At 67.4% G+C, this 12,424-nt stretch carries 13 protein-coding genes; 4 read left to right on the forward strand and 9 right to left on the reverse strand.

What is annotated here, in order from left to right:
- Positions 1-87 precede the first annotated feature (87 nt).
- On the forward strand, positions 88-1,785 hold the full coding sequence (locus MRAB57_RS23480) for a 3-ketosteroid-delta-1-dehydrogenase (RefSeq protein ID WP_173813964.1): 1,698 nt from the start codon (positions 88-90) through the stop codon (positions 1,783-1,785).
- A 3-nt stretch (positions 1,786-1,788) separates the two neighbouring features.
- Here the strand turns inward: MRAB57_RS23480 and MRAB57_RS23485 are convergent, their stop codons facing one another.
- Both MRAB57_RS23485 and MRAB57_RS23490 read right to left on the reverse strand, forming a co-directional pair.
- The gene (locus MRAB57_RS23485; protein WP_077089472.1) at positions 1,789-3,063 is read right to left on the reverse strand and encodes an amidohydrolase family protein; all 1,275 of its coding nucleotides are present in this window, start codon (positions 3,061-3,063) and stop codon (positions 1,789-1,791) included.
- 111 nt (positions 3,064-3,174) lie between these two features.
- The gene (locus tag MRAB57_RS23490) at positions 3,175-3,870 is read right to left on the reverse strand and encodes a PadR family transcriptional regulator (protein ID WP_077089473.1); all 696 of its coding nucleotides are present in this window, start codon (positions 3,868-3,870) and stop codon (positions 3,175-3,177) included.
- Positions 3,871-3,973: 103 nt separating this feature from the next.
- On the opposite strand from MRAB57_RS23490, the gene MRAB57_RS23495 reads away from it, so the two are divergent.
- Positions 3,974-4,423, forward strand: a complete 450-nt coding sequence (locus MRAB57_RS23495; protein ID WP_245835991.1) for a hypothetical protein — start codon at positions 3,974-3,976, stop codon at positions 4,421-4,423.
- A 7-nt stretch (positions 4,424-4,430) separates the two neighbouring features.
- Here the strand turns inward: MRAB57_RS23495 and MRAB57_RS23500 are convergent, their stop codons facing one another.
- From MRAB57_RS23500 to MRAB57_RS23515, 4 genes are read right to left on the reverse strand one after another with little or no spacing between them, the layout of a single operon-like run.
- Positions 4,431-5,261, reverse strand: a complete 831-nt coding sequence (locus MRAB57_RS23500) for an oxidoreductase (protein ID WP_077089475.1) — start codon at positions 5,259-5,261, stop codon at positions 4,431-4,433.
- A gap of 2 nt (positions 5,262-5,263) precedes the next feature.
- Positions 5,264-6,508, reverse strand: a complete 1,245-nt coding sequence (locus tag MRAB57_RS23505; RefSeq protein ID WP_077089476.1) for a DUF1214 domain-containing protein — start codon at positions 6,506-6,508, stop codon at positions 5,264-5,266.
- A complete protein-coding gene (locus MRAB57_RS23510) occupies positions 6,501-7,706 on the reverse strand; it encodes a sulfotransferase family protein (RefSeq protein WP_077089477.1) in 1,206 nt (401 codons plus the stop codon). The genes MRAB57_RS23505 and MRAB57_RS23510 overlap by 8 nt, the downstream gene beginning before the upstream one ends.
- Before the next feature lie 4 nt (positions 7,707-7,710).
- Positions 7,711-8,154: a nuclear transport factor 2 family protein gene (locus tag MRAB57_RS23515; protein WP_077089478.1), complete on the reverse strand. Its 444-nt coding sequence runs from the start codon at positions 8,152-8,154 to the stop codon at positions 7,711-7,713.
- 96 nt (positions 8,155-8,250) lie between these two features.
- Between MRAB57_RS23515 and MRAB57_RS23520 the strand changes: the two genes are divergently transcribed.
- Together MRAB57_RS23520 and MRAB57_RS23525 are read left to right on the forward strand one after the other, a co-directional pair.
- Positions 8,251-9,141, forward strand: coding sequence for an SDR family NAD(P)-dependent oxidoreductase (locus MRAB57_RS23520; protein WP_077089479.1), 891 nt, complete (start codon positions 8,251-8,253; stop codon positions 9,139-9,141).
- Positions 9,142-9,143: 2 nt separating this feature from the next.
- Positions 9,144-9,965, forward strand: coding sequence for a mycofactocin-coupled SDR family oxidoreductase (locus MRAB57_RS23525; RefSeq protein ID WP_077089480.1), 822 nt, complete (start codon positions 9,144-9,146; stop codon positions 9,963-9,965).
- Between the two features lie 11 nt (positions 9,966-9,976).
- Here the strand turns inward: MRAB57_RS23525 and MRAB57_RS23530 are convergent, their stop codons facing one another.
- The 3 genes from MRAB57_RS23530 to MRAB57_RS23540 all read right to left on the reverse strand — a co-directional run bounded on the left by MRAB57_RS23530 (position 9,977) and on the right by MRAB57_RS23540 (position 12,302).
- Positions 9,977-10,828, reverse strand: a complete 852-nt coding sequence (locus MRAB57_RS23530; protein ID WP_173813965.1) for a hypothetical protein — start codon at positions 10,826-10,828, stop codon at positions 9,977-9,979.
- Between the two features lie 32 nt (positions 10,829-10,860).
- Positions 10,861-11,328: a DUF1003 domain-containing protein gene (locus tag MRAB57_RS23535; RefSeq protein ID WP_083743509.1), complete on the reverse strand. Its 468-nt coding sequence runs from the start codon at positions 11,326-11,328 to the stop codon at positions 10,861-10,863.
- 149 nt (positions 11,329-11,477) lie between these two features.
- Positions 11,478-12,302, reverse strand: coding sequence for a C39 family peptidase (locus tag MRAB57_RS23540; protein WP_077090803.1), 825 nt, complete (start codon positions 12,300-12,302; stop codon positions 11,478-11,480).
- Positions 12,303-12,424: the final 122 nt, after the last annotated feature.

A 12,424-nucleotide genomic window follows, 5' to 3' on the forward strand; every position in this document is an offset into this window, starting at 1 on the left:
TCCTGGTCACCGCCGCGGGACACCGAGGTGTTCCACTGATCAGGACGATTCGTTTTTTCGCGCGGCCCAACCGCATACGGTGCTGACGTGGCGCAGCACAGCATGACGATCCCGGCCGGCCTGCCCGTGTCCGATACCTGCGTCGACCTGCTGGTCATCGGGTCGGGTACCGGCATGGCCGCCGCGCTGACCGCCCACGAACTCGGGCTGTCGGTGCTCATCGTGGAAAAGTCGTCGCACGTGGGCGGCTCGACCGCCCGCTCCGGCGGCGTGCTGTGGCTGCCCGCCAGCCCGGTGCTGAGCGAGGTGGGCGGCGACGACACCGCGGCGGACGCCGCCACCTACCTGGATGCCGTGGTCGCGGGGTCGGCGCCGCGGGAGTTGTCCGCCGGCTTCCTGAAGCATGTGCCCGCGACGGTCGACCTGCTGCGCCGGACGACCCCGCTGCGCCTGTTCTGGGCCCGCGACTATTCGGACTACCACCCCGAGGAGCCCGGCGGCAGCGCCGTCGGCCGCACCTGCGAGTGCCACCCGGTGGACACATCGATCCTCGGCGAATACCGCACCCGGCTGCGGCCCGGCGTGCTGGACGTCAACGTCCCGATGCCGACGACGGGCGCCGACTACCGCTGGATGAACCTGGTGACCCGGGTGCCGCGCAAGGGCATCCCGACGTTCGCCAAGCGGCTGGCGCAGGGCGTCGGCGGGCTGCTGCTGGGCCGCCGCTACGTCGCGGGCGGCCAGGGCCTGATGGCCGGGCTGTTCGCGGGGGTGCTGCGCGCCGGCATTCCGGTGTGGACCAACACCGCGCTGGTGCGCCTCGAGGGCGACGGTGAGCGGGTGACCGGCGCTGTCGTGGATCACGGGGGGCGCGAGGTGACGATCACCGCCCGCCGCGGCGTGGTGCTGGCCACGGGAGGTTTCGACCACTCCATGGACATGCGCTGGAAGTTCCAGTCGGAGGCGCTGGGCGCCAACCTCAGCCTCGGCGCGGACTCCAACGCCGGCGACGGCATCCGCGCGGGGCAGGAACTCGGGGCCGGCATCGATCTGATGGACCAGGCGTGGTGGTTCCCCGCGGTCGCTCCCCTGCCGGGCAAGCCACCGGTGGTGATGCTGGCCGAGCGGTCGCTGCCGGGCTCCGCGATCGTCAACCAGGACGGCCGGCGCTTCGCCAACGAATCGATGGACTACATGTCGTTCGGCCAGCGGCTGCTCGAGCTGGAACGCGCGGAGGGCCGGCCCGTGACGATGTGGATCGTCTTCGACCAGCAGTACCGCAACAGCTATGTCTTTGGCGCCGTGCTGTTTCCGCGAATGCGCCTCCCCCAGGCCTGGTACGACGCGGGCATCGCGGTGCGCGCCGACGACCTCACCGAGCTCGGGGCACGGATGGGAGTCCCGGTCTCGGAGTTCCTCGCGACGATGACCCGCTTCAACCAAAATGCCTCGGCCGGTACGGATCCCGACTTCGGCCGCGGCCGCAGCGCGTACGACCGCTACTACGGCGACCCGACGATCAAGCCGAATCCGAACCTGCGGCCGTTGACCAAGGGTCCGTTCTACGCCGTCAAGATGGTGTTGAGCGACTTGGGCACCTGCGGTGGGCTCAAGACCGACGAGCGGGCACGCGTGCTGCGCGAAGACGGCGGCGCGATCGACGGCCTATATGCGGTGGGCAACACCGCGGCAAACGCTTTCGGCACAACGTATCCCGGTGCGGGCGCGACGATCGCGCAGGGACTGGTGTACGGCTACATCGCGGCCCGGGACGCGGCGGGCTAGCCGTCAACTACGTTCCGGGGCCCGACGCTGCAGGGCCAGCCCGCCTTCGAACGGCCGGTACCCGAATGCGGCGGGCGCGTGATAGCCGGTGTCCTCCAGCGGCGTGTGCACCTCGGCGACCGTCGGGCCGATCTCAGCGGCGACGGGTGCGAGCGCCTCGAGGTCGAACCGGTACAAACGGGCGGCGTTGTCGCTCAGGATCATTCGGCAATCGTCCTCGGACCTGTCGTGCAGCGCCCAGCGGATCGCCAGCTTGGACTCCGGTGCGAAGCCCTCCTCATGGGGATAGTCGCTGCCCCACATGATGTGGTCGGCGCCCATGAAGTCGATCATCGTGGAGTCGAACGGCGCCAGCTCGCTGGCCAGATAGCAGTTCCGCTGAGCGTATTCGCTCGGGGTCATCGTCAGTGCGTCGACCGACGACCCGCCGAACATCCCGTAGGTGCGGTTGTGCGCCTCGGATTTCATGGTGGGCACCATGGCGTCGAGCATCGCCAGCTGCGGGGGCACCCACAGCGTGCCCTGCTCGGTCGGGACGAACCGCAGCGTCGGGTAGCGCTCGAACACCCCGGCCAGGATCAGGTGGCCCAGCGTGCGTTGGGCCCACAGCGCCATCTCGGTGACCAAGACCGCGTTGGACGCGGGCTGGTCCATCGGCATCTCGGGGCTACCGGCCCCCGCATGCTGCACCACGGTCAGGTCCAGCTCCGTGCAGAGCGCCCAGATCGGCTCGTAGCGGGTATGGAAGAGAGGGGCGACCTGAGGGTCGCCGGGAGAAACCGGAGGGATGAGCACGCCACCGAAGCAGCTGTGTTCGGCACCCCAGCGGATCTCTTCCAACGCCAGCTCGATGTCGTTGGGGAAAATCTGAATCAACCCGCGGCGACGGTCCGGGGCCAGCGAACAGAAGTCGATCTGCCAGCGGTTGTGGGCCTGCACTCCAGCCCACCGCTGCTCGAGCTCGTCGCGGGTCCGGGGCAGGCTGATGGTGATGTTGGGACTGGTCGGAAAGAACGGCGGGACCGTGTTGGGCAGTAGCACCTCCGCGGCCACCCCGTCGGCGTCCATCTCGGCGATCCGCAGATCGTGATCCCAGTTTCGGTCGGCGGTCGCGATGATCAGGTCGTCGAAGGGGCTGACGTATGCCGTGGCCCAGGAATCGAACTCGTCATGCAGGCGGGCCGGCAGGTACTGCTTGTAGTCTCCGACGTCCGCCCCGGCGTGCGTGTCCGTCGAGATGACGACATACCGATCGAGCGTGTCCGAGGTTGCGGCCATGTGTCCTCCAGCGTTATCGCGTATGTATCCGCTAGGTTCCGCGTTGGCCGAACATGTGGCGATAGCTCATCTCAATGAGCGGGACACCAATGGGCGCGCGCATCGGCTCGGCTACTCGGGATCGCGCCTGGCCGCGACCTGCTTTTCGACCTCGCGCCAATAGCCCGGCGTGGTACGCGGTTTGCCGTATCCACCCTTGGGGGCCCGCTGCAGAACGGCGTCCGCCTCGTCGATCTCCTTGAGCATTTCCAGGGCGAACTCGCGCTCGGCGGCGTAATACTTGCCGGCCCATCGCAACGCGAGCACCGAGTACGCCCACGCGGGCTCCGCCTCGGCACCCTCGGCGTCCTCGACGGCCTTGCGATGGCAGGCCTCCGCATAGGCCACGTACTCCTGCAATATCTCCTTGAGCCGGGCCGGGTTGCTCAGGTGGCCCAACGTCATCCGCATCAGCACGCTGTGTTTGAGCACGGGCGGGTCGACCGGCGCATCGGTGGCCCACTCGGTGACGGCGGCCATCCCGGCGTCGGTGATCTTGTACAGCCGGCGGCTGCGGGTGCCCTCGTCGCGCTCGACGCGAGACGTCGCCAGCCCCAGCGCCTCCAGCTTCTTCAGCTCGGTGTAGATCTGGCTGTACGACGGACTCCAGTAGTAGAGGTCGACGCTCCAGTCGATCCACTTTTTGAGGTCGTAGCCGGAGACCTCCTCTTCGTAGGACATCATGCCCAGCAGCGCCCAGCTGGTCGCCGCGAGTGACGCCGGCTTTGCAGCCGACTTTTCGCTGGCAGGGTCCGGTTGGGCGTCCATCTGGCCAGGTTAACAACACCCGCCGCCACCCCGGGCCGGGCTGACCGCTGGCCGGGACATCCGCTGTGTAACGCTTTGCGATCGGTCCGCGACAAAGTCCTACGTGAGCGGCATTGCCCGGGCCGGGCGCAGGATTGTGGCATGCAGTGTTGTCGTTGTCGGCCTTGGCGTGGGTATGCCGTCGGCGGCCGCGGATAACCCGATCTGCTCGGAGCACGTGTGTTCGTTCTACTCCCCGACACACATGATCAGCTGCGAGATCGACTACGAGCGCGGTCCGGGCCTGCCGGACTCGGTGTATTGCCAAGCGAGCCCACCCGCTCCAGCGCCGCAGTCGGCACACATGGATGGCGTCGGGACGTACTCGGTCTGTTCGGGCGAAAGTTGCTTGGGCAACCCGGGTTTGGGCCAGCCCACCCTGGAATACGGTCAATCCGCCGGCATCGGCCCGTTCACCTGCCGGTCTGAGGTCGACGGGATGACCTGCCGGGTCCCCTCGGGCTGCGGATTCAAGATCTCCGGCACCGCGATCACGAAGGTAAGCAAGCAGTAGCCGGCGGCTAGCCGCTTTCGAAATTCACGTCCTTGGTGACGGCCTTCCACTCTTCGATCGACGCCGACATCGCGGAGATCTTGTCCCGCATGGCCTTCAGAACGTCACGGCCCAGCAGCAGCCGCAGCGGCGGTTGCTCGAGCGTGGTCACCATCAGCACCGCGTCGGCCACCCTCTTCGGGTCGCCCGGCAGGTGATCGGCGAACTGCTTGATGAGGTCCTTACGCGCCGCGACATCGGCGTAGTCGGAGATCGGGCTGCCCGATTCCTTCATCGACCGTGTCGCCCAGTCGGTGCGGAACGCGCCCGGCTCGATGGCGGTCACCTTGATGCCCAGCGGCTGTACCTCGGCGGCCAGCGCTTCGGTGACCGCCTCCAGCGCGAATTTGGTCGACGAGTAGTAGGCGTTGGGCGGGTTGGCCACCAGGCCGGTCATCGACGAGATGTTGATGATGTGCCCCGATCCGCGCACCCGCATGGCCGGCAGCACGGCCTTGATCATGTCGACCGCACCGAAGTAGTTGACGTCGAACAACTTTCGGACCTCGGCGTCCTCGCCCTCTTCCACCGACGACAGGTAACCGTGGCCGGCGTTGTTGACCAGGACGTCGATCCCGCCGAACGCCTCGTCGGCCGCCGACACCCCCCCCGCGATCTGGGCGGCATCGGTCACGTCGAGCGCGACGGCCACGGCCCGATCGCCGAACTCGTCGGCGATGTCGGCCACCGCCTCGGCCCGTCGCGCGGTCACGACCACGCTGTGGCCGGCATGCAGTGCGGCCAGGGCGATTTCGCGGCCGAAGCCCGTGGAACAGCCGGTGACAAGCCAGCGTGCCATCTCTAGATCGTCCCTTCCGGTAGGCGGCGCAGATAGGCCTTGCGCCGCTCGGCCAACTCGGTGGCCCGCTGCTGCTCGTCCACCCGGGGCAGGTGCGGAACCTCGGCGTCGAGCTGGTCCAGCTTGATGACCCGCCCGCGTGCCCCGAGGTCTTCGCGCGGGCCCGCTTCGCCGAACTCAGCCATGCGCAGCGTCAGGATCGCTTCCCGCAGACCGTCGGAGTCGATCCAGTTGGCCACGCCGGGATCGGCCGGCGCGATCACGTAGGTGTAGCTGCCGTCTTCGTTGGGCACGGACTGCGCCTTGTTGAGGCTGCCGGTGCGGTCGACGAGATCCAAAGTGGTGCCCCAGATATTGCTCAGCGGGACCGTGAAGTATTCGGCGCCGCCGTCGCTGAGGTCGACGACGAACGCCTCGTCGGGAGCGAGTTCGAAGCGGCCCATCACGTAGACCTGGTTGCGCATCGCGCCGACCTTGTCGGCCGACCAGGCCAGGTTGAAATGGTTGGCCGGCATCTTGTACACGCCGTGGCTGAGCTTGCCGGTGAAGTTCGCGAAGTAGTCCATCATCGCCGCGGTGGCCTCGGCCTGCTCGTCGAGCGTGCGCGCGGGCGTTGCGGGCGACCCGCCAAGTCGTTGCACCTCAAAGTGATTGGGATCGTCGCGGCCCCAGTCCAGCAACACGTCCCGGATGTAGAACTCGTGAGCCTCTGCTGTCGTCTGCACATGGTTTTCCCGCCCGTTGGCCGGATCGGCGTCGACGGTGATGGTAAAGCTTCCGTCGGAGTCGACCGCCATGGTGCGGCCGTTGAGCACGGCGACGGTGCCCATGTTCGGGTCCCATAGCGTGAAGTAGTTCTCGGTCATGCGGTTGCGGCCGACCCGGCCGTGGATCTCGTAGCGTTCGTCGCCCGAGATCGGGATCACCCGGTACACGCTGTCGGGATTGTCGATGCCCCACCGCGATCCGGGGATGTTACGGCCCTGCACCGGGTGTGCGAGCCGGGTGATGCAGCTGACCTTGGGCCGCAGCTTGTCCTGATTGGACGACCAGACCGCCGCCGAGAACATCACCTCGGCGAACGAGTCGTCGAATCGCTCGCGCATCGCGTCGGACGGCTTGGCCCGGCCCAGCCAGTTCTCGGCGACGCTGCGATAGGCCGCCTTGACGGTGGGGTGCTCGATCAGGTCGAGGGCGGCCAATTCCTGTTCGTGCTGCGACGCCGTCGCGACCGGGTCTTCAGGCATGTGTTGTTCCTCCGATTTGCTGTCCAAAACGCTTGTTGTACAACGTGAATCGCTCGTCGACCTGCTCGGGACGCAGGCCGTATTTCTCCAGGCCGTAGGGCGGCCGGGCGGTCTCGCGGGGACGTTCGCGCAGCCAGCGCCGCATCGCGTCCTCGGCGTCACCGGTGAGCCGCAAGCCGATGGCGTCGTAGACCCGGGACACCTGTCCGATGGGGTCGGCGACCGCGTCGACGAACCCGATGTCGGTGACCCGGCCCGCCTCTCCCCCCGCTTCGCAAGCCCATCCGTCGCGGACCGCTATCGCGCGGTCGTTGGTCCAGCCCATCCGCTGCAGCCATTGCGCGCCCACCCGCGGCAGGTCCACGGTGTCGGCGTGCATCGCGTGCAGGGTGGCGTTCAGGCTCGCACCCGAGGCGATCGTGGTGCGCGGGTCGCGGTGCATATGTACTAGGTGCAGGTCACCGAACCGCGCCCGCAACGCGTCCAGATAACCCAGATGTGCGGGCGATTTCAGCACCCAGCGCTGCGCAACCTGGCCCCGCTGCCGCTTCTGCCACTGGACGAACTGCAGCATGCGGTGCAGGTATTCGTAGGCCGGGCCGAAGTCCTGCCCGTCCAGCCAGGACCGGTACCGCGGGAGGTGGGCGCCGGATTCGGGGACATGGGACAGGAACGCGTCGGCCAGGAAGACGATTTCTTCCTCGGCCTCCCGCGCGTACATCGGGTGAATGGCGAACAGCTCCGGCGCGAGTTCACGCGATTTCGCTTCGCGCATTTCGCTGATGGCGATGCGCGGGTCGGGAGCATCGCCGAATCGATAGTCGAGGCGCGGCGCGACCTCGACCACCTCCCAGCCGTAGGCGCAGATGAAGCGCGGGTCCGCGGCCAGCAGGCGCTGCAGCAGGGTGGTCCCGCTGCGCATCATGCCGACCACGACGATCGGTGCGGCCACCTGCTCCTCGAGGATCTCCGGGTGGCGGCGGATCCATTCCTGTGCGCGCAGCCGCATCCGCAGGCTGTGCACGATGCCAGAGCGCAGGATGTGCTCGCCGATGGCGTTCAGGCCGGCTCGGGGGTAGTCATCCAGCAGGACCCGCAGCGGTCCCTCGAATTCGCCCGGGCCCCAGTCGGTTAGGCCCTCCTTGCGTTGGGCGTCGCCGAGCAACGCGTCGACGTCGAATGCGCTCGAAGGCTCCACGCGATCAGAACTTGAGGTGCTGGCTGAGGTCGCCGGTCTGGTCGACGAACATGATGCGGCTGTCGAACCACCACACGCCGTCCACGCGATGGAACGTGTCCTTGTAGTGCCCGGTGACGATCACCTGTAGCGGCAGGTCCGGGGTGGCCTGGGTGACGCAGTAGTACGACGTGCTGCGCGCGGTACCCGCGGCCTCGTCGATGTACAGCTGCACGTTGCTCGTCATGTGCTTGGTCTTCGGGGTGCCGTCCTCGTAGAGGCGGGTGGCCATGTCGTACATCTTGCGGACCCCGGCCGATCCGCTGAACACGGTTTCTGGCGGGCCGTCCTCCATGCCGCAGATGCGCCCATGCTCGAAGAGCCGGGCCACCCCGTCCATATCGCCGCCGTCCAGCAGCTCGGCGTAGGTGTAGAGCAGGTTGGTGATTTCCAGTGCGCTGTCACTCATGCCAAGCCATCCCGAATGAACTCCTCTGCCGTTTTGCAGACTATGTTGGCAGAACTGACCCAACTTACATAGAACCGCCCATTACTCTTAGTCGCCGTGACGTTACCTTGGACGCCGAGCAGGCTCGGCAACTTGACCGGCAAACGAGTCATCGTGACGGGGGCAACCAACGGGGTCGGGCTTGGCACCGCCCACGCGCTGGCCAAAGCCGGTGCCCACGTGATCCTGGCCGTGCGCAACACCGAGCTGGGTGAGCAACGCGCCGCCGAGATGGGCGGCACGACTTCGGTGGTCAAGCTCGACCTGTCCGACCTGTCGTCGGTGCGGGCGTTCGCCGATCGGGTCGACGGGGACATCGACATCCTGATCAACAACGCCGGCACGCTCACCGATCGGCGGACCGAGACCGTCGACGGCTTCGAGACGACGCTGGGCACCAACTTCCTCGGCCCGTTCGCGTTGACCAACCTGCTGCTGCCGCGGGTGCGCTCGCAGATCATCAACGTCGGGTCCGACGCGCACAAGTCGGCCACGCTGCGGCTCGACGACATGCACCTGCGGCATAGCAAGTGGACGCGGCTGGGCAGCTATGCCGTGTCGAAGCTGGCGGTGATGTTGTGGGGGCTCGAGCTGGACCGCAGGCTGCGCGCCGGCGGATCGGCCATCGTCACCCAACTCACGCACCCGGGGTGGGTCGCGTCGAACCTGTCGAACATCTCGGACGCGCCGCTGATGTCGTTGGTGCAGAAGGGCGTCACAGTCGTGGCCGACCGGTTGGCGAACGATATCGACGAAGGCGCAGCGACCACGTTGTACTGCATCAGCGAACCGGTGCCGCCGGGTAGCTTTATCGGTGTCAGCGGCAGGCTCGGCCTGCGCGGCGAGCCTGCGCTGATCGGCCGCACACCGCTGGCGTCGAACTACGACACGGCCGCCAGGCTGGTGGCCTTCGCCGAAGAGCAAACCGGCACACGGCTGGAGGTATAGCCATGGGTGAACTCGACAACGCCGTTGCCGTCATCACGGGCGCGGCGCGCGGCCAGGGCCGCAGCCACGCGGTGGCCCTGGCCGAGCAGGGCGCCGACATCATCGCCGTCGACATCTGCGCCGATGTCGACGCGATCCCCTACCCGCTGGGAACCAAGGCCGATCTCGACGAGACCGTCCGGCTGGTCGAGGCCACGGGCCGGCGGGCGGCGGCAGTGGTCGCCGATGTCCGCGACCTCGCGCAGCTGGAGACCGCGGTGCAGGCCGCGATCGGCGAGGTCGGTGAGGTGGACATCGTCGTCGCCAACGCGGGGGTGGTCGCCATCGGTGACACCGACGACCATTCCGAGCCGGTGTTCAACTCGATCGTGGACACCAATCTGAAGGGCGTCTGGCACACGCTGCTCGCGACGGTGCCCTCGATCATCCGCAAGGGCCGGGGCGGCTCCGTCGTGATGATCAGCTCGTCGCAGGGTTTGACCGGCCGCGGCGGTGACGGCAGTTCCGCGATGTTCGCCTACGCGGCGTCCAAGCACGGCGTGGTGGGGCTGATGCGTTCGGCCGCCAATGCCTATGCGCCACATAAGATTCGGGTCAACTCGATCCATCCCGCCGGTGTGATGACCCCGATGATTCTCAACGACTTCGTGGTGAACCGGATGCTGGAGAATCCGAATCCGGCGGTCTCCCAGATGCTGTTGCCGGACGTGCCCCTGGTGGAGCCGCAGGACGTCACGGAGGCGGTGCTGTGGCTCGTCAGCCCCAAGGCGAGGTACGTGACCGGTGTGTCGATTCCGGTCGACGCCGGCCACGTCGTCATGTAACGGGCGGCCGATCAGCCGAGGCGCAATCCGCGCCTGCGTACCCACAGCAGCGCGGCGACGCTGCCGGCGATCCAGACGGCCATGGCGATGACCAGGTGCACCAAGCTCTTTGTGTCCCGGCCGAACACGGGCCAGATCAGCGCGGGCAGCTGGGTCCACAGCACGCGATGCTCCACCCCGTTCATCGGGTCGGCGATGTAATACAGCGCATAGGGCAGCGCGAGGGCCAGGATCCAGCCGCGGGTGCGGCGACGGTTGTGCCGCTGCCGCCAGCGCCGCAGCAGCGGCTCCACGCCCACCGGATGCACCACCGAGAACAGGTTGCCGACGCCCAGCCACGACACGATGGGCACCGCGACGGTGGGGATCGTGATGGCCAGGCGCTCCGGGGTTTCCAGCCATAGCGTCACGAACACCGCGGTCGCCAGTGTGGGCAGCCCGACGATCACCAGCAGGGCCAGATTCTTGATCAGCAGGATCCGCCACATCGGTGTGCCCTGCCGGAGAGCCGTCAGGACGCGGTAGTGATCGGCCCCCAGAATGTTGGTGGTGGTGACGTCGGCGAGGATCCACGACGAGAAGTACGTGCCGACCAGGATCACCCAATCCTGGTGGCGGCCAGCGGCTAGCGGCTGCACCACCAGCCATCCGATGGCGAATACCAGGTTGGCCACCACGCCCATCAGCCAGGTGCGCGGCGGGGTGAACGCCCAGCGGATCTCGGCCCACACCGCCGGCCACAGTCCTCGTTGGAAGTCCTTGGCGGCCCGTTGTGCCGCGGCGGGCCGCGGGGCCGACGCGCGCGCCGCCGTGATCAGCGCGGCGTGCAGGCGCGGTCGCGTCGTCGCCGGTCGATCTACCACACGCTCCCCCAATACCTTTGGCTGTGCGTTGCTCAGCTCGGCGAGGCGGAGTCGCCCGTCGGGCTGAGCAGGCGCCGGTGCAATTCCTCTGTCAGCACATGGATCTCGCGGGTCAGCTCGGTGTTGGTCTTCAGTTCCAGCTCCTGAGTCTCGAAATCATGATCGGCCCTGGCCTGTTGGAAAGCCGCCTGGCGATTCTGGCCGATCATGACGAACGTCGAAAGGAAGATCGCTTCGAGCGACACCACCAAAGTCAATGTCGGCCAGGGATTCGGTTCCAGGAACAGCATCCAGACTCCGAACAGCGCGGCATGTATCCAGACGAAGTTCATCGAGCCCGCGAATGCCGTGATCCGGTCGGCCAGTCGCAGCTGCAGCTTTTGGCTTCGCCTTCTGGCCTCTTCCAGTACCGCGGGGTGGTGCAGCTGCCCGCCCCGCAATAACCGGCCCGGAATCAGCTGCGGATTGTGCCGGTGGTTGTCGGCCGGTGTCGTTGTCATGCGGAGCCAGTCCTCTCGATGCCATGCCGGCCGCGCCCGCGCGCTTGCCGGCACATCTCGGCGGTCGGATGGGCCGCTGGCTCATGGTAGTGCGCCGAGTGCCCCGGTTTGGGCAGGCTCAAGGCGAAGTGGTTGCGCCGGTGGGCCGCTCAGGCGGTCGGCGCGGTGGCGATGATCGTGTCCTGCCCGGTCTGCCACGAACTCGTGAACGTGGCGACGGGGATCTGTTCGTCGGCGTGGTCGGCGCCGGAGTCGTTGAGGTGAACGATCTGCTTGTTCGTGTCGATCGCGGTGATTTCGACGAAGTGATCGGCCTTGGTGCGCTGGTCGGTGGCGTTGCCGGTCTGGTCGCCGATGATCGTGGAATTCACCCAGGCGATCACCTTGCGGCCGTCGCCGAGGTACTGCTGCAGCACCTGCATCGAGGTTTGGTCACCCCAGGTCATCGCCGATTTGATGCCGAAGTGGTCGAGCAGCACGGACAGATCCTCGACGGAGACCCCGCCATTGGCGCCCGCGTGGCTTGGATCGTTCGAGGCCGCATAGATCATCGTCCCCGGGTTGACGCCCGACGGGGTGTTCTGCGCCAGCGTGATCATCTCTTGTTCGGACGGCTGATTACCGGTGCGCTCGCCCACGATGAAGGACACCGCCATCAGCCCGCAGTTGTCTTCTTTTGACTGTGCGCGCCAGAACTTCATCCCCTGACCCGGGTCGCCGAAGACGCCAGGGCCGACGGTCGGCGGCGCCGGCTGAGAAGTAGACGGCGCGGCGCTGGGCGGCCCCTCGGCGGCCGGGGACGCCGCGTTGCTGGTCGCGGGGCCCGGTGCGGCGCTGGTGGACGACGCCGTCGGGGACGTGTCCGAGCCGCACCCGGCCAGAGCGGGGGCGAGGGCAATGCCGAGGCAAACGACAAGGGCTGCACCGCGCGTCGTGATGAGGACCCGGGCATTGTGTCTGGTTTCGATACGCATGCGAACCACCGTTCTGCCGGCCCCCGCACGGCATTATCCAACAAATCCGCGCATCTCGTCGGGTGCTTAAGCCGCTGCTAGAACGTGTTACAGTTTTGCCGCCCCGGGCATCGGGCGTGAGG

This window comes from Mycobacterium rhizamassiliense (genome assembly GCF_900157375.1).
Lineage (GTDB): Bacteria > Actinomycetota > Actinomycetes > Mycobacteriales > Mycobacteriaceae > Mycobacterium > Mycobacterium rhizamassiliense.